At 71.0% G+C, this 20,643-nt stretch carries 15 protein-coding genes; 6 read left to right on the top strand and 9 right to left on the bottom strand.

What is annotated here, in order from left to right:
- Nucleotides 1-74 precede the first annotated feature (74 nt).
- Nucleotides 75-1,346, bottom strand: coding sequence for a L,D-transpeptidase (locus tag STRTUCAR8_RS09455; RefSeq protein WP_407705510.1), 1,272 nt, complete (start codon nucleotides 1,344-1,346; stop codon nucleotides 75-77).
- A 221-nt stretch (nucleotides 1,347-1,567) separates the two neighbouring features.
- Nucleotides 1,568-2,809, bottom strand: coding sequence for a L,D-transpeptidase (locus STRTUCAR8_RS09450; protein WP_044471917.1), 1,242 nt, complete (start codon nucleotides 2,807-2,809; stop codon nucleotides 1,568-1,570).
- A gap of 201 nt (nucleotides 2,810-3,010) precedes the next feature.
- On the opposite strand from STRTUCAR8_RS09450, the gene glgX reads away from it, so the two are divergent.
- Nucleotides 3,011-5,338 (top strand): glycogen debranching protein GlgX, encoded by a 2,328-nt coding sequence (gene glgX / locus STRTUCAR8_RS09445; protein ID WP_006375330.1) that lies wholly within the window; start codon nucleotides 3,011-3,013, stop codon nucleotides 5,336-5,338.
- 10 nt (nucleotides 5,339-5,348) lie between these two features.
- On the opposite strand, the gene STRTUCAR8_RS09440 is transcribed toward glgX, so the two are convergent.
- From STRTUCAR8_RS09440 to STRTUCAR8_RS09410, 7 genes are all read right to left on the bottom strand, one after another.
- Nucleotides 5,349-5,849, bottom strand: coding sequence for a GNAT family N-acetyltransferase (locus STRTUCAR8_RS09440; protein WP_006375356.1), 501 nt, complete (start codon nucleotides 5,847-5,849; stop codon nucleotides 5,349-5,351).
- The gene (locus STRTUCAR8_RS09435; protein ID WP_006375328.1) at nucleotides 5,837-6,508 is read right to left on the bottom strand and encodes a GNAT family N-acetyltransferase; all 672 of its coding nucleotides are present in this window, start codon (nucleotides 6,506-6,508) and stop codon (nucleotides 5,837-5,839) included. The genes STRTUCAR8_RS09440 and STRTUCAR8_RS09435 overlap by 13 nt, the downstream gene beginning before the upstream one ends.
- Nucleotides 6,505-6,882: a GatB/YqeY domain-containing protein gene (locus STRTUCAR8_RS09430; RefSeq protein WP_006375348.1), complete on the bottom strand. Its 378-nt coding sequence runs from the start codon at nucleotides 6,880-6,882 to the stop codon at nucleotides 6,505-6,507. The genes STRTUCAR8_RS09435 and STRTUCAR8_RS09430 overlap by 4 nt, the downstream gene beginning before the upstream one ends.
- A 135-nt stretch (nucleotides 6,883-7,017) precedes the next feature.
- Nucleotides 7,018-7,653: a response regulator gene (locus tag STRTUCAR8_RS09425; RefSeq protein ID WP_006375351.1), complete on the bottom strand. Its 636-nt coding sequence runs from the start codon at nucleotides 7,651-7,653 to the stop codon at nucleotides 7,018-7,020.
- Nucleotides 7,643-8,908: a sensor histidine kinase gene (locus tag STRTUCAR8_RS09420; protein WP_044471916.1), complete on the bottom strand. Its 1,266-nt coding sequence runs from the start codon at nucleotides 8,906-8,908 to the stop codon at nucleotides 7,643-7,645. Before STRTUCAR8_RS09420 ends, STRTUCAR8_RS09425 begins: the two co-directional genes overlap by 11 nt.
- Nucleotides 8,909-8,952: 44 nt before the next feature.
- On the bottom strand, nucleotides 8,953-9,741 hold the full coding sequence (locus tag STRTUCAR8_RS09415; protein WP_006375335.1) for an ABC transporter permease: 789 nt from the start codon (nucleotides 9,739-9,741) through the stop codon (nucleotides 8,953-8,955).
- Nucleotides 9,738-10,643: an ABC transporter ATP-binding protein gene (locus STRTUCAR8_RS09410; RefSeq protein ID WP_006375337.1), complete on the bottom strand. Its 906-nt coding sequence runs from the start codon at nucleotides 10,641-10,643 to the stop codon at nucleotides 9,738-9,740. The genes STRTUCAR8_RS09415 and STRTUCAR8_RS09410 overlap by 4 nt, the downstream gene beginning before the upstream one ends.
- 218 nt (nucleotides 10,644-10,861) lie before the next feature.
- Between STRTUCAR8_RS09410 and STRTUCAR8_RS09405 the strand changes: the two genes are divergently transcribed.
- From STRTUCAR8_RS09405 to STRTUCAR8_RS09385, 5 genes are all read left to right on the top strand, one after another.
- A complete protein-coding gene (locus STRTUCAR8_RS09405) occupies nucleotides 10,862-12,766 on the top strand; it encodes an ABC transporter ATP-binding protein (protein ID WP_044471919.1) in 1,905 nt (634 codons plus the stop codon).
- Complete coding sequence (locus tag STRTUCAR8_RS09400; RefSeq protein WP_006375345.1) at nucleotides 12,763-14,670, top strand: ABC transporter ATP-binding protein; 1,908 nt, start codon at nucleotides 12,763-12,765, stop codon at nucleotides 14,668-14,670. Before STRTUCAR8_RS09405 ends, STRTUCAR8_RS09400 begins: the two co-directional genes overlap by 4 nt.
- A 45-nt stretch (nucleotides 14,671-14,715) precedes the next feature.
- Nucleotides 14,716-16,503 (top strand): ABC transporter transmembrane domain-containing protein, encoded by a 1,788-nt coding sequence (locus STRTUCAR8_RS09395; RefSeq protein ID WP_006375354.1) that lies wholly within the window; start codon nucleotides 14,716-14,718, stop codon nucleotides 16,501-16,503.
- Entirely contained in the window at nucleotides 16,500-18,290 is a 1,791-nt protein-coding gene (locus STRTUCAR8_RS09390; protein WP_006375360.1) for an ABC transporter ATP-binding protein, read from the top strand. Before STRTUCAR8_RS09395 ends, STRTUCAR8_RS09390 begins: the two co-directional genes overlap by 4 nt.
- A gap of 239 nt (nucleotides 18,291-18,529) precedes the next feature.
- A complete protein-coding gene (locus STRTUCAR8_RS09385) occupies nucleotides 18,530-20,584 on the top strand; it encodes a M4 family metallopeptidase (protein WP_006375336.1) in 2,055 nt (684 codons plus the stop codon).
- Nucleotides 20,585-20,643 lie beyond the last annotated feature (59 nt).

The following is a 20,643-nucleotide window of genomic DNA, read 5'->3' as shown; positions in this document are numbered from 1 at the left end:
GCAGGTTAACGGGGGCTAACGGCTACGGGCCCGGTGCTGTCAGTCACACCGGGCCCACGACAACCTGACCGGGACTACGCCTTCCACTTCTCCCAGGACATGTTCCAGGCGTTGAGGCCGTTGTCCGGGCTCACGATCCGGTCGTTGGAGTTCTTCACGATCACCACGTCGCCGATCATCGACCGGTTGAAGAACCAGGCCGCCGACACCCCGCTGTCGTAGCCGCCGCGCACGTCCCGCAAGCCGATGCAGCCGTGGCTGGCGTTGTAGTTGCCGAAGGCGCCGCCGCCCCAGTAGTTGCCGTGGATGAAGGTGCCGGAGTCGGTCAGGCGCTGGGCGTGCGGGACGTCCTTGATGTCGTACTCGCCGCCGTAGCCGACCGTCTCGCCGTTCATCCGGGTCACTTCGAGGCGCTCGGTGATGACCATCTGGCCGTTCCAGGTGTCGTAGCCGGGCTTGCCGGTGGTGACGGGGATGGTCTTGATGACCTTGCCGTCCCGTCGTACGACCATCTTCTTGGTCTTGACGTCGACCGTGGAGACCTGGCTGCGGCCGATGGTGAAGGAGACCTGCTTGGCCTGCTTGCCGTAGACGCCGGGGCGCCCTTCGACGCCGTCGAGGGCGAGGGTGACGGTGACCTTCGTGCCCGGCGCCCAGTACTTCTCCGGGCGGAAGTCGAGGCGGTCGTTGCCGAACCAGTGGCCCTCGACGTCGACGGCCGGCTCGGTCTTGACGGTGATGGCCTTCTCGACGTCCTCGGGGTGTGTGATGCCCCGCGTGAAGCGGACCGAGAACGGCATGCCCACGCCGACCTTCGTACCGTCCTCGGGCGTGAACGTACCGACGAACGTGTTCTTCGGGGTCAGGGTGGTGAAGGAGGACTCCTCCGCCGCCGTACGGCCCTCGGTGTCCTTCGCCACCGCGTGCACCTTGTACGTGGTCGACGCGGCGAGATGCGTCGCGGGCGCCCACTTGGTGTCGCCGGCGGTCAGCGCGCCCGCGACCGCGTTGCCCTTGGAGTCCTCGACCTTGACCTCGGTCAGCTTGCCCTTCGCGGCGCTGACGGTGAGCGCGCCGCTGGTGTCCACGGACTTCGCGCCGTCCTTGGGCGCGATGGTGACGACCGCCTGCGACTGCTGGGTCGCTGCGGTGGTGGAGTCCTTGCCCTTGGGCTTGGCGTCGTCGGACCCCGCGTCCGAGCCGCCGCCCCCGCCGCACGCGGTGACGGCGACGAGCACGACACCGGCGAGCAGCGCCAGTGGCCCCCTGCTCCCCCGCATCCCGCTTCCCCGTGCCCCGCCTCGTCGTGCCGCAGCCGAAGCCCCCGATATCGGTCGCGCGTTCAAGCTGATCTCCCCTCCCCGTGGCCTGGTCCAGGCCCGCTTCCCCGGCGCGTCCCACGCACCCGGGCGCATATTAAGCACAAGGTCACACCCCCTGGCGGCCCCAGAAGGTCACTGTTTCGTCCCAACATCATCAGATTGTCGGACCCGACCGTTCACGTCGCTCCAGTGACCGTCACAGCTCCCCGGTGACCGCCCCGTACCTCAACTCCCGTGACTCCCGGCTATTTCACGGCGGTGCCCGCCTTCCACTCCTTCCAGTCCATGTTCCAGCCGCCGAGCCCGTTGTCGGGAGCGACGTTCTTGTCCTTGCTGTGGACGACCTCGACGACGTCGCCGACGAGGCTCCGGTCGAAGAACCAGCCCGCCGGACTGTCCGAACTGCCGCCCTTCACGTCCTTCAGCCCGACACAGCCGTGACTGACGTTGGTGTTGCCGAAGGCGTCCGGCGCCCAGTAGTTGCCGTGCAGGAAGGTCCCGGAGGTGGTCAGCCGCATCGCGTGCGGCACGTCCGGGATGTCGTACTCGCCCCTGCCGTCCTTCTTCTTGAAGCCGACCGTGGCACCGTTCATCCGGGTCAGCTCCAGCATCTCGGTGACCACCATTTTGCCGTTGTACGTCGTGGACTTCGGCGCCCCCGCCGTGATCGGCACCGTGGCGAGCAGTGCGCCGTCGCGCCGGACCTCCATGGTGTGCGCGGCGGCGTCGACGAGCGAGACCTGACTGCGGCCGACGGTGAACGTGAACGTCTTGTGCTGGATCCCGTACACCTCCGGCGCCCCCTCGACGTCCCGCAGCGCCAGGTCGACGGTGACCTCGGTGCCGGGCGCCCAGTACTCCTCGGGCCGGAAGTCGATGCGGTCGTCGCCGAACCAGTGCGGGCGGATCTCGACGGCGGGTTCGGCGGTGACGTGGATCGCGCGTTCGACGGCCGCGCGGTTGCGGATCCCCCGGTTGAACTCCAGCGACACGATCATTCCGGTGCCGACGGTGGCGCGGTTCTCCGGGACGACGTATCCGATGAACCGCTCGTCGGGCACGTACGTGGTGAAGGTCGTGTGCCGGGCCGAGCGGCGGCCGTGGGCGTCGAGCGCCACGGCGTCGACCGTGTATCTGGCGGCCAGCGCGAGCCGCGCGTCGTCGGGCCGCCAGGACAGCCCGTCCTCGGAGATCCGTCCGGCCACCTCCGACTCCTGCGCGTCCTGGGCCCTGACGACCTTCACCGACTCCAGGCGCCCGCTGGGCACCCGTACGAGAAGGGGGTTGTCGGGGCGTACGGAGCGGCTGCCGTCGTCCGGCGAGACGCGGATCACGTCCAACGGCGCCCGGGGTTTCCCGAACACCGAGTCCACCCCTCCCACCCCCTCGGAAGTGCAGCCGGCTGCTCCGGCCAGCAGTCCTGCCCATGTCAGTACGGCGGCCAGCCCGGCCCTCGCGCGCCGAGCGCGCCCAGTTACGTGCCTCACGGAGACCCCAACGACGCGGCCCGCCCTGGGGAAACGTGAGTGCGAGCCGCGCTCTGGGCAGAACAGGGGGGAGAAACGACGCGAAGAGCGACGCGACAGGGCTCTGCGGCCGGGACGCCGCACACTTGTTCTCGTTGTGCTGGCTCAGTTTCACTCGTTCCACCGGTTTCACCCGTTCCACGAGTCGCGGGAGGCGGAGAGGTGTCCAGCGCAGCCGAGCAGAAGGCGGTCGCGAACGAGCGCGCCGTCGAGGAGAGGCGCCCCGAAGCCGTGTTGCCAGACACCGACGTCACCACCGACGCCACCACCGAACCCGCGCCGAACGGCGTGCCACGCGCCGCGCTGCCCTCCGTACCCGTGTGGCCGGGGACGCCCATGCCACTGGGCGCACGTTTTCGCACCGGCCCGGACGGGGTGTCGGGCACCAACTTCGCGCTGTGGGCGGGTGGGGCGGAGGCGGTGGAGCTGTGCCTGTTCGGCGAGGTCGGGGACGGTGACGGGGGCGGTGGTGAGGTGGAGACCCGCGTCTCCCTCACCGAACTGACGCACGAGATCTGGCACGGTTTCGTGCCCGGGGTCATGCCGGGCCAGCGGTACGGCTACCGCGTGCACGGCCGCTGGGACCCGTGGACCGGCGCCCGCTGGAACCCGGCGAAGCTGCTCCTGGACCCGTACGCCCGTGCGGTGGACGGTGATTTCGACCTGCCCCCCGAGGTGTACGGGCATGTCCGCGACTGGCCCCAGCAGCACGTCGCGGACACCGTGCGCGACGACCGGGACTCGGCGCCCTTCGTCCCGAAGGGAGTGGTCGTCCACGACGACGCCCCCGACGACGAGTGGGCGGACGACCGCCGCCCGAAGACACCGTGGGCGGACTCGGTGATCTACGAGGTCCACGTCAAGGGGTTCACGAAACTGCACCCGGGCATCCCGGAGGAGTTGCGGGGCACCTACGCCGGCCTGGCGCATCCGGCGGCGATCGAACATCTGACCAAGCTGGGCGTGACGGCGGTGGAGCTGCTGCCGGTGCACCAGTTCGCGCACGAGGACCATCTTCTGCGCCGGGGCATGAAGAACTACTGGGGCTACAACTCGATCGGCTACTTCGCCCCGCACGCGGGCTACGCGGCCACGGGCACGGCGGGCCAGCAGGTCGGCGAGTTCAAGCGCATGGTGCGCGCACTGCACGCGGCGGGCATCGAGGTCATCCTCGACGTGGTCTACAACCACACGGCGGAGGCGGACGAACACGGCCCGACGCTGTCGCTGCGCGGCATGGACAACCGGGGTTACTACCGGCTGCAGAACGACGCGCGCCGGTACGCGGACTACACGGGCTGCGGAAACACCCTCCACGTGGTCCAGCCGCACGTACTGCGCCTGATCACCGACTCGTTGCGCTACTGGGTGACGGAGATGGGGGTGGACGGCTTCCGCTTCGACCTGGCGGCGGCCCTGGCCCGGTCGATGCACGACGTCGACATGCTTTCCCCCTTCCTGGCGGTGATCGCCCAGGACCCGGTGCTGAGGCGGGTGAAGCTGATCGCGGAGCCGTGGGACGTCGGTTCGGGCGGCTATCAGGTCGGCGCGTTCCCACCCCTGTGGACGGAGTGGAACGACCGCTATCGCAACGCGGTACGGGACTTCTGGCGGGGCGCGCTGCCGGACGTACGGGACCTGGGCTACCGCCTGTCGGGGTCGAGCGACCTGTACGCGTGGGGCGGCCGGCGCCCGTACGCCTCGGTCAACTTCGTCACGGCGCACGACGGTTTCACCCTCCGGGACATGGTGTCGTACGAGCGCAAACACAACGAGGCCAACGGGGAGGGCAACCGGGACGGCACGGACGACAACCGCGCCTGGAACTGCGGTGCGGAGGGCGAGACGGACGACGAGCGGGTGCAGGCACTGCGCCGCCGCCAACTGCGCAACCTGCTGACAACTCTGCTGCTGTCGACGGGCGTTCCGATGCTGGTCGCGGGTGACGAACTGGGGCGTACCCAGGGCGGCAACAACAACGCGTACTGCCAGGACAACGAGATCAGCTGGGTGGACTGGAGCCTGCTGCAGGACCCGGGCTGGCGCGCCCTGACCGAACTCACCGCGCGCCTCATCGAGTTGCGGCACCGGCATCCCGTGCTGCGCCGCAGGGCGTTCTTCTCCGGCCGGGCCCGTTCGACGGACGGCCTCCGGGACCTGGCCTGGTTCACGGCTCGGGGCGCGGAGATGACGGAAGGGGACTGGTACGCACCGGCGTCGACCCTGGGCATGTACCTCTCGGGTCGCGACATCCCGGGCCGGGACGCCCGGGGTGCCCCGATCGTCGACGACAGCTTCCTGGCCGTGCTCCACGCGGGCGACCGCCCGACGAGCTTCGTGCTCCCGGGGGCACCCTGGGCCGACCGCTACGAGGTCGTCGTCGACACGTCCCGGGAGGAGCAGGGCGAGGCACCGGGGGTCGAATACCGGGCCGGGGAGGAGATCGGGGTGCCTGGGCGGGCTGTGCTGTTGCTGCGCGTGGTGGGGTGAGGGGCGGGGGCTACGGCTGAGGTGTCAGGTCCCGTTGGTACCAGGTGCCTTGCTTGCCGCCGAGGTCGGACGGGTCGGCTGGGCCTACCGGGGCGAATCCGGCGTTGGTCAGCACCTTCTGCGACGCGGCGTTGTCGTGGGCGGCGGCCGCCCTCAGGGTGCGCAGGCCGTGCCGCGCGGCCGCCAGCCGGCACAGTTCCCGGACGGTCGCGGTCGCCACGCCACGGCCTGTGACGTGCTGCGCGACCCGGTAGCCGAGTCCGGCGGTGCCGTTCTCCAAGTCGTACAGGTTGAACCTGCCGAGTACCGAGCCGTCCTCGGCGACGAGCAGGTAGAAAGCACAGACGCCGGCCTCCTGCTCGGCCAGCAAGGCGTCGTACCGGTCGGCGAACCGGGCGAAGTAGGCGTCGCCGCGGTCGGAGACCGAGGCGGCGAAGTAGGCGCGATTGGCCAGCTCGAAGGCCAGGACCGCCGGCGCATGGCCGGCGTCCAGCCGCTTCAGTTCGGACATCGCTGCACCGGCGAATTCACTGGACTCGGGCCGCCGTGTTCGCGAACGCGCGCGATGCGCTGTTCGAGTCCCGTCCGGCAGACCGGCCACTCCTCCGCGGTGATCGAGAAGATCGCGGAGTCACGGAGCCGGCCTTCCTCGCCCGGTGCCCATGAGCGGGACCAGTTCCGCAGCACGCCCTCGAAGCGCGCGCCCGTTTTCTCGATCGCGGCCCGTGAACGGCCGTTGCGGGCGTCCGTCTTCAGGTCGACGCGGGCCACGTCCCAGTTCTCGAACGCGTGCCGGAACAGCAGGTACTTGGCCTCGGTGTTGAGCCCGGTGCCCTGGGCGGAGGCCGCGAGCCAGGTGAAGCCGATCTCGATCGCGCACAGGGCGTCGCCGTCCAGCCACCGCCGCGGATCCCAGTAGGCCGTGGCCCCGACCGCGCGTCCCGACGCCCGGTCCACCTGCGCGTACGGAGCCAGTTGGCCCGCGGCGGCGCGGGCGAGCTGGGCGTCGATGTACTCGCCGACGTCGGCCACCCTCGGCACCCAGGTGAACCGGTACGAGTCACGGTCCTCCTCCGCCGCGGCGGCCAGGTCCGGCGCGTGCCGGTGGTCCAGTGGCTCCAGGCGCACGAGTGAGCCCTCCAGGACCGGTCCGTCCAGCGTGAGACTCATCGTTCACCCATCCCGTGCGAGCGCACGTCGTTGTCGTTGTTGTTCTCGCCGTCGTCATCGCCGTCATCGCCGTCGAGGAAGCGGAGCAGTACGGCGGCCTCCGCCCGGAGTCGCGCGGCCCGGTCGGCGTGCGCGGGCGCGGTCAACTGCGCTGCCGCGTCCAGTCGTTCGGCGGCCTCGGCGCGTACGACGTCCATCGCGGCGTCCTCGCTCAGTTCGCGCCGCGCCGCTTCGGTGGCGCCGGCGCCCACCGGCGACAACTCAAGCGCCACGCCGCGCAGTTCGGCTTCGCCCACGGGCACCGCTTCGGCGTTGTCCAGCGCGCCGAGTGTCGCGCGCAGGGCACTGACCGCGACTTTGTCGCGGGCGCGCATCGCTTCCGGCAGGGCTTGACGCATTCGGAGACGCAAAGACATGCGCCTGACCTTAGGGCGGCGCCACGGGACCCTCAACGTGATTAGAGACGAGGGGTGAGGGATGAGGGATCAGGCCGTATCCGCCGGGCCGGGTCAGCCCAGGATGCCCCGCTGGTACGCAGTCGCCACCGCCGCCGCTCGGTCCTTGACGCCCAACTTGCCGTACAGGTGGGTGAGATGGGTCTTCACCGTGGCCTCACTGATGAACAGGACGCGGGCGATCTCCCGGTTCGACGTGCCCTTGGCGACCAGGGCCAGGACCTCGCGTTCCCGGGCCGAGAGGGGCTCGTTGCCGGGGGTGCGGACCGCCGAGACCAGACGGGAGGCCACCGCCGGGGAGAGGACCGTGCGGCCCTGGGCGGCCGCCCGTACCGCCGTGAAGAGTTCGTCCCTCGGCGCGTCTTTCAGGAGATAGCCCGTCGCGCCCGCCTCGATCGCGGGGAGGGTGTCGGAGTCGGTGTCGTACGTCGTCAGGACGAGGATCTTCGCCCGGGAGCGGCGGCGGGTCAGTTCGGCGATGGCGTCGACTCCGCCGCCGCCCGGCATCCGCAGGTCCATCAGGACGACGTCGGGGTCGAGGGTGGCGGCCAGTTCCAGGGCCTCGACGCCGTTCGAGGCCTCGCCGAGGACCGTGAAGTCCGGCGCCGACTCGAACATGCCGCGCAGACCGTCCCGTACGACGGGGTGGTCGTCGACGATCAGGAGGGTGATGGGTGCGTCAGTGGTCATGGGGGACCAACGGTACGTGTGCCGAGACGGCCGTGCCGTGGCCCGGCTCGGACTCCAGGGTGAGCGCGCCCGCGACGCGTTCGGCGCGGGCGCGCATGCCGTCGAGACCGAAGCCGCCGGTGCCGGTGCGTGAGCGGACCGCGAGCGGGTCGAAGCCCTCGCCGTCGTCGCGGATGTCGAGGATCACCTCGTCGCCGAGGAAGGTCAGGGTGACGCCGGCCCGTGACGCGCGGGCGTGGCGGGACGTGTTCGACAGGGCTTCCTGGGCGATGCGCAGAAGGGTCGCCGCGAGCTCCGCGTGGAGTTGTCGTGCCGGGCCGGTGACCGTGAACTCGGCGCGTACGCCCGTCCGTTCGGCCCAGTCCGCGACCGTCTTCTTCAGGGCTTCCGGCAGGTCGTCGCTCTCCAGGGCCACGGGGGCGAGGTTCTGCACGGAGCGGCGGGCCTCGCCGAGGCTGTGGCGGGCCAACTTCATCGCGCGGTCCGTGTGTTCGCGCGCCAGGGTGCGGTCCGGGGTGTTCGTCACCACCTGGAGCTGGGCGATGATCCCGGTCAGGCCCTGGGCGATGGTGTCATGGATCTCAGCGGCCAGCCGTCGGCGTTCGTCCGCGACGCCCGCTTCCCTTGCCTGGAGGAGGAGTTGGGAGTGCAGGGAGGCGTTTTCGTCGAGCGCCTGCTGCAACGCCGTGTTGGTGCGTTCGAGTTCGGTGATGGTGGCGGCCCGGTCGCGGGAGCGCTGCTCCTCCTGCTCGGTGGCGTGGGCGACCAGCGCCTGCAGACCGAAGTTGACGGCCAGCAGCCCGGCGAACGCGGCCCACTGGCCCCCGCTCTCGAACGGCAGCCCGCCGGCCTGGGCGGCGGCCACGGTCACCGCGCTGGCGAAGAGCCCGAGTCGCCGCCACAGGCCCGGGATCAGCTCGTCGGCGTCCATGTAGCCGGTGGCGGCGTAGAACGCGAAGAACGGGTTGATCCAGGTGAGCAGGAAGGCGATGGCCCAGCGGACGACGTAGTACGCGGTCCCCGCCCGGGACGGGGTCCGGCCATGGTCGGCCCGACGGGGGCGGGTGCCGTGCCACCAGAGCTGGAGGGCGAGCGCGGCGCCGACGAGGACCCCGGCGGCCTGCCATCGGGCGGGGCCGTCGATCAGCTCGGCGGAGACGGCCGCGAGGACCGCGCTGACGCCGAGCAGCCCGTACGGCCCCCAGATGTGCAGTTGCTCCATGCGCCGGTCGAGCTGTGTGTCCGCCGCGGTCATGCCCCCAGTCTGCACGGAAGTCCGCACGGACCGTCGACCGTCCCCTACTCCCATCGGAACCAGCGTGCGGCGCCCGCCGTCAGCAGCACCGTCCAGGCCACCAGCACGCCCAGGTGGTCCCAGCCGGGCCAGTCCCCCGCCGCCGCCCGGTTGAGCGCCTCGGCCGCCGCGCCGAACGGGGTCCAGCCGACGATCCTGGCCAGCACGTCCGGCATGGTCTGCACCGGCGCCCACACTCCGGCGCAGAACATCGACGGGAAGAAGGCGGCCGAGCCGATCGCGCCCGCGACCTTCGTCGTCCGGGACAGCGCGGAGATCACCGCGCCGAGCGCGAGTGCGGCCAGGACGGTCAGGAGGAGGGCCAGGGCGTAGCCGAAGGGCTGCCGTGGCAGTCGTACGTCGAAGGCGAACCGGCCGACACCGAGGGCGAGCAGCGACGACGCCAGGGCTGTCGCGCCGTACACCAGCATCTGCGCGAGGAGGAGGGCGGCCGGGCGGACCGGGGTGGTGGACATCCGGCGCAGGATGCCGCGCTCGCGGTAGCCGGTGAGGGTCTGCGGCATGGACTGGAGCCCGCCGACGAGCAGCCCGAGAAGCACGGTCACCGGCACGTACACGTCGATCGTCCGCAGGCCGCCCAGTTCGGCCTGCGCGTCGCCGAAGGAGGGTATCGAGCCGAGGATCACCAGGAGGAGCGTCGGGAACAGCAGGATCCAGAAGAGGGCGCCGGGCTCGCGGCTCATCAGTCGGATCTCGGCCTTCAGCACCGCGGTGTTCAGTACGGCGGTGTCGGCGACGGGCGTGTTCATGTTCATGGCGTTCGTGGCGCTCATGCCGCTTCCTCCTTGGTGAGGTCCAGGAACGCGTCGTCCAACGTGGCGTCGGTGACACGGAGTTGGTGGGCGGTGACATGGCTGCGGGCGAGGAGGGTGATGACGGCGTTGACGGTCTCGTCGGTGCCGGAGAGGGTGACGCGGCCGTCCCGGTAGTCGACGGACGCGAGCGCCGGGAGGGCGTTCAGATCGTCCTCGGCAAGGGGAGCGGACGGCGTGAAGCTGATCACCGTGGCGCCCGCCGAGCGGCGGATCAGGCCGGCCGGGGTGTCCAGGGCGGCGATCCGCCCCTTGTCGATCACGGCGATCCGGTCGCACAGCCGCTGCGCCTCCTCCATGAAGTGCGTGACCAGGAGGACGGTCACCCCGCTCGCCCGTACGTCCTCGATGAGCTGCCAGGTGTCCCGGCGGGCGCGGGGGTCGAGGCCCGTGGTCAGCTCGTCCAGGACCACGACCCGGGGACCGCCGACGAGGGCGAGCGCGATGAACAGGCGCTGTTTCTGGCCACCGGAGAGCTTGCCGAACCTGGTGTCGAGCCGGTCGGTCAGGCCGAGGCGCTCGGCGAGGGGGCGCCAGCCGGCCGGGCGTGGATAGAAGGCCGCGTAGAGCTCCAGGGCCTCACGGACGGTCAGTTTGGCCTGCAGTTCGCTCTCCTGGAGCTGGGCGCCGAGGACCAGGCTGGTGGCCCGGCGGTCGGTGACCGGGTCGAGGCCGCTGACCCGGATCCGGCCGCCGTCGGGCACCCGTAGGCCTTCGACGCATTCGACGGTGGTGGTCTTGCCGGCGCCGTTCGGGCCGAGGATGCCGAAGATCTCGCCCTCCTCGACGGCGAAGGAGACGCCGTCCACGACGGGACGGCCGCCGTAGGTCTTGCGCAGGTCGTGCACTTCGATGACGGACATGCGCTCAGCGTCGCGGTCCGGGCGGGGGCGGCACATCGGCCGACGCGCTCGGAACGGCATCAACCGATCGGTTGATACGCACGTACGACCACGTGCACGAGTGCCCGTACGGCCGCACGTGCGACTGCTCGAACACGCAGGTCGTAGGACCTGCGCCCGACCCGATCCGGGCCAAAACTCGGTAGGCACTGTCAGTGGTGGTTTGTAGGCTCGGCATGATGTCCACGACACGTGCAACCGCAAAGGACCCCGAGGCCCAGGCCGGCCGCTCCGCCGTACGCACTCTGCTGCGTCTGTGGCCCTTTGTGCGGCCGGTGCGCGCCCGTCTGTTCGTCGCCGCCCTCGTCGCCGTACTGGCCTCCTGCATGGGGCTGGTGATCCCACTCGTCCTGAAGTGGCTGGTGGACGGGCCGATCGCCGACCGTGACTCCCGTGGCGTGTGGTTCGGGGCGCTGTGGCTGCTGCTGCTCGGGGTCGGGGAGGCGCTGCTGTTCGGGCTGCGGCGGTGGCTGGTGGCCAGACCGCTGGCCGGGGTCGAGGCGGCGATGCGGGCGGCGCTGTACCGGCGGCTCCAGCGGCTGCCGGTCGCCTTCCACGACCGGTGGCCGTCCGGTCAGCTGCTGTCCCGGGCGACGTCGGACCTGCAGCTGCTGCGGATGTTCCTCGCCTTCCCGCTGACGTTCCTGTTCGTCAACGCGGTGACGATCCTGGTCGGTGTGATCATCATGCTGGTCCAGGACTGGTCGCTCGGGCTGGTGATCCTGGGGCCCGCCATCCCCGTCCTGGTCGTGTGCATCGTCTTCGAGCGGCGCTACCACCTGGTGGCCCGGCGTGCGCAGGACCAGGTGGGCGACCTGACGACGGTCGTCGAGGAGAGCGTGCTCGGCATCCGGATCATCAAGGGGTTCGGGCGGCACCGCAGTCAGGCGCGGGCGTTCCGCGAGCTGTCGGGGACGCTGCGCGGGACCGAGCTGCACAAGGCGCGGCTGCTGTCGGCGATCTGGGCGGCGATCGTCACGCTGCCGGAGCTGGCGATCGGGGCGGCGCTCGTGCTGGGGACCGTGCAGGTCGCCGACGGTGATCTGTCGGCCGGCACGCTGGTCGCCTTCCTGTCCACGGCCCTGGCCCTGCGCTGGCCCGTCGACTCCATCGGCTTCCTCCTCGCGATGAGCCAGGACGCGGCCACCGCCACGGAGCGGTACTTCGAGGTGATGGACGAGGATCCGGAAGGGGAGAAGAAGGCCGCCCTCCAAGGCGCCGGGTCACCCTCCACCGATGTTCCCGCTGCCCCCGATACCCCCGATGCCTCCGGTCTCCCGTACGGCGACCGTGGGCTGCGCTTTCACGACGTCTCGTTCCGCTATCCCGACGCCCCAGCCGGTTCACCTCCCGTCCTCGACCGCGTCGACCTCCACATCCGGTCCGGCGAGTCCCTGGCCCTCGTCGGTACGACCGGCAGCGGGAAGACGACGCTCACGGCGCTCGTCCCCCGGCTGCACGAGGTGACGTCGGGGCGCATCACCCTCGACGGCCACGACATCTCCGCCCTGCCCAGGGACGAGCTGCGCGCCCTGGTCGCCGTCGCCTTCGAGGAGCCGACGCTCTTCTCGGCGAGCGTCGGCGAGAACGTCCTCATGGGCGCCGGGGACTCGGCGGGCGAGGCGGAGCTGCGGCACGCGCTCTCCGTGGCGCAGGCCGACTTCGTGCACGCGCTGCCGCAGGGCTCGGACACCCAGGTCGGTGAGCAGGGCCTCAGCCTCTCCGGTGGCCAGCGGCAACGGCTCGCGCTGGCCCGGGCGGTCGTGGGCAGACCCCGGTTCCTCGTCCTCGACGACCCGCTGTCCGCGCTGGACGTGCACACGGAGGCCGCCGTCGAGGCGGCGCTGCGCCGGGTCCTCGCCGACACCACGGCCCTGATCGTGGCGCACCGCCCGTCCACGGTGCTGCTCGCCGACCGCGTCGCCCTCCTCTCCGGCGGGCGGATCGCCGCTGTGGGCACGCATCACGAACTCCTGCGGACGAACGCCGAGTACGCCTGGCTGATGGCCGGCGCGGACGAGGAGACCGACCGCGGCGACTCCCCCCACGGCACCACCGACAGCTTCGAGGAGGCCGCCCGATGACGGCGCCCACGACCACCGCGCCGACCCCCGACGACGAACAGCCCCCCTCTCCGGCCGCCGGGCCGGCCGCCGAGGGCACCCTCGCCGATCCCCCCTCGCCTACCCCCGGCCCCGGCGACCCCTTCGACCAGGACGACCTGCCCACCCCCAAGGGCGCCACCGCGACCCTGCTCCGCTCTCTCCTCTCCCCGATGAGGGGCCGCGTCGCGCTCACCGCCGTGCTTCTGCTGCTGCAGCAGGCGGCGGTCCAGGCGGGCCCGCTGCTCGTCGCGTACGCCATCGATCGGGGTGTGCCGGCCTTCCGGGACCACGACAACGGGCCGCTCGTCGCCGTCGGCGTCGGCTATCTGCTCTGCGCGCTGGCGTCGGGCGGGCTGCAGTACTGGTTCATCTCCGCCGCCGCCCGGGTCAGTCAGGACGCGCTGCTCGATCTGCGCGGGCGTATCTTCCGGCACGCGCAGGCGCTCAGCCTCGACTTCCACGAGCGCTACACCTCGGGCCGGCTCATCTCCCGTTCCACGGCGGACGTCGAGTCGCTGCGCGAGCTGCTGAACGACGGGCTGCAGGAACTCGTCACCATCGCCCTGTCCTTCGCCTACATCTCGGCCGTCCTGCTCTGGCTGGATCTGAGCCTCGGCGCACTCGCCATCGCCTCCTTCGTGCCCCTCTACCTCCTCGTCCGGCTCTACCAGCGCCGGGCCGGCCGGGTGTACGCGCTGCGGTCCACCGCTATCGCCGCCGTCATCGTCAAGTTCGTCGAGACGATGAACGGCATCCGTCCGGTGCGCGCGTTCCGCCGCGAGGCGGCCAACGACACGGAGTTCGAGGCCCTCAACCGGCACCACGAGCGCAAGAACGGCGACGCGATCCTGGAGATGGCGCGTTACGTCGTCGGCTCCCGTGTCGTGGCCAACTCCGCTGTCGCGGCGATGGTGTTGTGGGGCGCCCACCGGGTCGCGAGCGGCTCGCTGGAGCTGGGTGTACTGGCCGCCGCCGTGCTGTACCTGCGGCGGCTGTACGACCCCATCGACCGGCTCGGTATGTTCCTCAACTCCTACCAGTCGGCCACCGCCTCCCTGGAGAAGATCTCCGGCCTCCTCGCCCAGACACCCTCCGTCCCCGAACCCTCGGTTCCTCAGCCCCTGCCGGTACGTGAGTCCGAGCACCCGGGGCGCGAGGTCGTCTTCGACGGGGTCCGGTTCGCCTACCGCACCGGCGGCGAGGTCCTGCCCCGCTTCGACCTCACCCTCCCCGCCGGGCAGACCGTCGCGGTCGTCGGTTCGACCGGCGCCGGCAAGTCCACCCTGGCCAAGCTGCTCGCCCGCTTCTACGACCCCACCGAGGGGCATGTCCTCCTCAACCACGTCTATCTGCCCGACCTGTCGGCCACCGACCTGCGGCGCGGGGTCGTGATGGTGACGCACGAGGCCTTCCTGTTCTCCGGCAGCGTCGCCGACAACATCGCCATCGGCCGCCCGGACGCCGAGCGCGAGGAGATCGAGCGTGCGGCGAAGGCGATCGGCGCCCACGACTTCATCACCGCGCTGCCCGACGGCTACGACACGGACGTACGCAAACGAGGTGGCCGTATCTCCGCTGGGCAGCGCCAACTCGTCGCGTTCGCGCGGGCGTTGCTCGCCGATCCGGCGGTGCTGATCCTCGACGAGGCGACCAGCTCGCTCGACATCCCGGGTGAACGGGCCGTGCAGCGCGCGATGTCGACGGTCCTGAAGGGACGTACGGCCGTCGTGATCGCGCACCGGCTGTCGACCGTCGAGATCGCCGACCGCGTCCTGGTGATGGAGCACGGGCGGATCGTCGAGGACGGCGCCCCTGCCGAACTCATCGCCGGGACGGGCCGGTTCGCGGATCTGCACCGGGCCTGGCGGGACAGCCTGGCGTGAGTTCGTGAACCGGAATCACAGCACGGAGCGGGGGACGAGAGAACGATGATCGACGCGTACGAGGATCCCGGCACGCCCGACTCCCGTGGTCCCGCCCGTTATCTGGTGTGGCTGGTGCGGCAGCAGTGGCGGCGGTGTGCGATGGGGGCGCTGCTCGGCAGCATCTGGACGACGCTGATGGCGCTGTCGCCGTATCTGCTGTCCCGGGCCGTCGACGACGGTCTCGAACCGGGCGACCAGGCCGTGCTGGCCGGCTGGGCGGGTGCGATTCTCGCCGCCGGGACGTTCAGCGCCTGGCTGAGCATCATGCGGCACCGCACGATGACCCGGGTCCGGATGGACGCCAACTTCCGTACGGTGAAGGTCGTGATCGGGCAGGCCGTGCGACTGGGGGCCGCGCTGCCGAGGCAGGTCGGGGCCGGGGAGGTCGTCACGATCGGCGTCGGTGACGTGTCGACGATCGCCCAGTCGCTGACCTTCGTCGGACCGGGCGTCGGCGCGATCGTCTCCTACAGCGTGGTCGCCGGACTGCTCCTGTCTGTGTCACCGACGCTCGCCGCCGTGATCCTGCTCGGCGTGCCCGTGGTCGCCGTCCTCATCGGGCCGTTGCTCGGCCGGCTGCAGGGAGTGGAGTCGTCGTACCGGGAACGTCAGGGTGTCCTGACCGCCCGGATCGGGGACCTCTCGGGCGGACTGCGCGTCCTCAACGGGCTCGGCGGCAAAGGGTTGTTCGCGGACGCCTTCCGCCGTGACTCGCGCCGCCTCCAGGAACAGGGGTACCGGGTCGGGTCGGTGAGCAGCTGGATCCAGGCGCTCGGGGTCGGCCTGCCGACGCTGTTCCTCGCGCTGGTGACCTGGCTCGCGGCCCGACTGGCCGCCCAAGGATCCATCAGTGTGGGCGAGTTGGTGTCGGTGTACGGCTATGTGGCCGTGCTGATCGTGCCGGTGGCGTTCTTCATCGAGTGCGGTTTCCAGATCAGCCGCGCTCTGGTGGCCGCCCGGCGGGTCGTACGGTTCCTGGCGCTCGACCCCGACGACGAGGGCGGCGGCGGTGCGGGTGGCCGGGGGCTGGACGCGCCCGTGTCCCCGGCCACGCTCCACGACCCCGACTCCGGTGTGACCGTCGTGCCGGGGCGGCTGACGGCGCTCGCCGGTGCGCGGCCCGCCGATGCCGTCGGCGTCGTCGACCGGCTCGGCCGGTTCGCGCCGTCGGAGGCGACCTGGGGTGGCGTACGGCTCGACGAGATCGCCCTCGCCCAGGTGCGCGCCCGCATCCTGGTCGCCGACAACGAGGCCGACCTGTTCGCCGGGACCCTGCGCGAACTGGTCTCCGGGCGTGGAGAGTTCGGCGAGGAGGCCATCGCGCGTGCGGTGCGCGCGGCTGTCGCCGAGGACATCGTTCTCGGGCTGCCGGAGGGGCTGGACTCGGCGATCGACGCCCAGGGCCGCAACCTGTCCGGCGGGCAGCGGCAGCGCGTACGGCTGGTGCGGGCGCTGCTCGCCGATCCCGAGGTACTGCTCGCCGTCGAGCCGACGTCGGCGCTGGACGCGCACACCGAGGCCGCCGTCGCGGACCGGCTGCGCGCCGAGCGCGGCGAGCGCACGGACCGTACGACCGTCGTGGCGTCCACCTCGCCGCTGGTGCTGGACCGGGCGGACACCGTGTACTACCTGGTCGACGGCAAGACGGCGGCCGTCGGCAGCCACCAGCGGCTGCTCGCACGGGAACCGGGTTACCGGGCCCTGGTGGCGCGCGACGCGGACGAGCAGGGGAGCCCGGCGGACCTGACGGGCGAAGACGGCCTGGAAAGCATCGAGGAGTCCGTACGGTGAGTGCGTCCCAACTGCCCGTCGCCACCGCGGCCGACGTCCGCCGGGCCGCCGTCCGGCTGATCCGTGCCGACGCGCGGGCCTTCGCCGCCGTGCTGCTGCTGAACTCGGCTGCCGCCGGTGCCGGGCTCGTCGCGCCGTGGCTGCTCGGGCGGATCATCGACGAGGTGCGGGCGGGCGCCGGGGTCTCGGCGGTGGACCGGCTCGGGCTGGTCATCGTGGTGTGCGCGGTGGCCCAGTTGCTGCTGGCGCGCTGGGCGCGGTACGTCGGGTACCGGTTCGGGGAGCGGACGCTCGCGCGGGTGCGGGAGGAGTTCGTGGACCGGGCTCTCGCGTTGCCCGCGTCGGTGGTGGAGCGGGCCGGGACCGGTGACCTGACGGCCCGGGGGACGGCCGACGTCAGCACGGTCGGCACGACCTTGCGCGACGCGGGCCCTGAGCTGCTCATCGCCTCGGTGCAGTGTCTGTTCATCGTCGGCGCGGTGTTCGCGCTGGACCCGCTGCTCGGCCTGTCGGCGGTGCTCGCGCAGACCGGTATCTGGTTCGCCCTGCGCTGGTATCTGCGCCGGGCGCGCACCGCGTACCTCGCCGAGGGTGCCGCGAACTCCGAAGTGGCCGAAATTCTCTCCGCTACCGCCTCGGGGGCGCGCACGGTCGAGGCGTTCGGGCTGGCCGAGCGACGGGTCGCGGTGAGCCGGGAGGCGCTGGACGACTCCCGCAGCAGACGCCTGCACACGCTGTATCTGCGGACGGTGTTCTTCCCGCCCGTGGAGGTGTCGTACGTCCTCCCGGTGGTCGTCGTGCTGGTGGTGGGCGGCGCGTTGCACGGGCAGGGGACGATCAGCCTCGGCGCGGTCGTGGCGGCTGCCCTGTATCTGCGGCAGTTGGAGGCACCGCTCGACGAGGTGCTGACCTGGATGGAGCAACTGCAGTCCAGCGGAGCCTCGTTCGCGCGCGTGGAGGGGCTCGGGCGGGCTCCGAAGGGCGGGTCGGAGACGTCGCCGGTACCGGTGGGGGACCGGATCGATGTGACCGGGGTGCGGTACGCGTACGACCGTGGGGGCGAGGTGCTGCGCGGGGTCGATCTGACGGTGCGGCCGGGTGAACGGCTCGCGGTGGTGGGACCGTCGGGTGCGGGCAAGACGACACTGTGCCGACTGCTCGCCGGGGTCGACGAACCGCGTTCGGGCACGGTGACCGTGGGTGGCGTACCGGTCTCCTCGCTCGGGCCCGAGGAGCTGCGGCGCCAGGTCGTGCTGGTCACGCAGGAGCACCATGTCTTCCTGGGCACGGTCCGGGAGAACCTGCTGATCGCCGAACCGGCGGCCACGGACGCCGAGTTGTGGGCGGCGCTGGCGGCTGTAGGGGCCGCCGACTGGGTGCGGGAGCTGCCTGCCGGGCTGGACACCGCGCTGGGCCCCGACGGGGAGTCGACCGACGGGTCACGGGCCCAGCAACTGGCCCTGGCCCGTGTGGTGTTGGCCGACCCGCACACCCTGATCCTGGACGAGGCGACGGCGTTGCTCGATCCGACGACCGCCCGTCACACGGAGCGCGCGCTGGCCGCCGTACTGGAGGGGCGGACGGTGATCGCCATCGCGCACCGGCTGCACACCGCGCACGACGCGGACCGGGTGGCCGTGATGGAAGACGGGCTGATCACCGAACTCGGCACGCACGAGGGGCTGGTGACGGCGGGCGGGGCGTACGCGGCGCTGTGGCGGTCGTGGCACGGGGAGCAGCAACCGACTTCAACAGAAAAGATCGGTTCGATGCAAAAGAATGAATAGCCCGTATAGCGAACATGACCAACCGGTCAACGAACCTTTTCCAGCCAACTTGTTGACGCGGTCCTGACAGCGTGTGGGCGCGCCTGCCACTCTTCCCACGGCACCTTCACAGCGGCTCCACAGTCACTCCGCTGTGAGCTTCGCCGCGCATCCGCACGCACCTGATCTGCCCCGGACGGACGACCACCGTTCGGTCCCCCCTGGCCGTTGGACCAGCGGCCACGCAGAAGGAGTCAGTGTTGAGACGCCTGTCCCACAGACGCACCCCCCACACCTCCACTCAGCGGCGGGTCGCCACCGGCGCCCTTGTCGCGGTAACCGCCCTACTGGCAGCGGCAGTTCAGTCCGGTGCCGCCACCGCAGCCCCGGAGAAGGCACCGTCGGCCGCGGGCAAGGTCATACCGGGCGCGGAGTCCGTCAAGCTGTCCCCCGCGCAGCGCGCCGCACTACTGGCCGAGGCCAACTCCACCAAGGTGGAGACGGCCAGGGAACTCGGCCTGGGCGCCAAGGAGAAGCTCGTCGTCCGTGACGTCGTCAAGGACGGCAACGGCACCGTGCACACGCGGTACGAGCGCACGTACGAGGGACTTCCCGTCCTCGGCGGCGACCTGGTGGTCGACACCGCCAAGTCGGGTGCCACGAAGGGTGTCGTGAAGGCGACGCGGGCCACCATCAAGGTGGCGTCGACGACGGCCTCGCTGCCGGTCGCGAAGGCGGAGCAGCAGGCGCTGACCGCGGCGAAGGCCGAGGCGAAGAGCCCGAAGCTGAGCAAGGAGCCGAGGAAGGTCATCTGGGCCGCCTCCGGCACCCCGGTGCTCGCGTTCGAGACGGTCGTCGGCGGCCTCCAGCACGACGGCACCCCGAACGAGCTGCACGTCATCACCGACGCTGCCACCGGCAAGAAGCTCTTCGAGTACCAGGGCATCGAGACCGGCACCGGCAACACGGTGTACAGCGGCGCGGTCGACCTCACCACCACGCAGTCGGGTTCGACGTACAACCTGACCGACGGCGCGCGCGGCGGCCACAAGACGTACAACCTGAACCGCGGCTCCTCCGGCACCGGCACCCTCTTCTCGGGCCCGGACGACGTCTGGGGCAACGGTCTCGCGTCCAACCTGGAGTCGGCCGGCGCCGACGCCCACTACGGCGCGGCGCTCACCTGGGACTACTACAAGAACGTCCAGGGCCGCACCGGTATCAAGGGCGACGGCGTGGGCGCGTACTCGCGCGTCCACTACGGCAACGCGTACGTCAACGCGTTCTGGTCCGACAGCTGCTTCTGCATGACGTACGGCGACGGGTCGGGCAACGCCAACCCGCTGACCTCGATCGACGTGGCCGGCCACGAGATGACCCACGGCGTCACCGCCAACACGGCGGGCCTGCTCTACTCGGGTGAGTCCGGCGGCCTCAACGAGGCCACCTCGGACATCTTCGGCACCGCGGTCGAGTTCTACGCCAACAACGCCTCCGACGTCGGTGACTACCTCATCGGCGAGGAGATCAACATCAACGGCGACGGCACGCCGTTGCGTTACATGGACAAGCCGAGCAAGGACGGCGCGTCCAAGGACAGCTGGTACTCGGGTGTCGGTTCGGTCGACGTCCACTACTCGTCCGGCCCGGCGAACCACTTCTTCTACCTGCTGAGCGAGGGCAGCGGCGCCAAGACCATCAACGGCGTCAGCTACAACTCGGCCACCTCGGACGGGCTGCCGGTGACCGGCATCGGCCGGGACAAGGCGGAGAAGATCTGGTTCCGCGCGCTCAGCACGAAGTTCACGACGAACACCAACTACGCGGGGGCCCGCACCGGCACCCTCGCGGCCACCGGTGAGCTGTACGGGACGACGAGCGCCGAGTACACGGCCGTGCAGAACGCGTGGGCCGGGATCAACGTCGGTACGCGTCCGGGCGGCGGTGGCGGCGGCACCGGCACCTCCTTCGAGTCCTCGACCGTCGTATCGATTCCGGACAACGGCGCCGCCGTGACCTCGTCGCTCGCGGTCACCGGCATCACCGGCAACGCGCCCACCAACCTGGTGGTCACGCCGAACATCACGCACACCTGGCGCGGCGACCTCGTGGTCGACCTGGTGGCGCCGGACGGCTCGGTCTACAACCTGAAGCCGTTCAGCTCCTCGGACTCGGCGGACAACGTGAACGAGCCGTACACGGTCAACGCCTCCTCCGAGGTCGCCAACGGGACCTGGCAGTTGCGGGTTCAGGACAAGGCCGCCCAGGACACCGGCAAGATCAACGGCTGGAAGATCACCTTCCCGTCTGCCTGAACACCCGGCACTCAAGGACCTGTTCGGACACCGTTCAGGACCCGTGAGTGGCAGGGCGC

Source organism: Streptomyces turgidiscabies Car8, from assembly GCF_000331005.1.
GTDB classification, from domain to species: Bacteria; Actinomycetota; Actinomycetes; order Streptomycetales; family Streptomycetaceae; genus Streptomyces; species Streptomyces turgidiscabies.
This window is presented reverse-complemented; position numbering and strand designations above follow the sequence as displayed.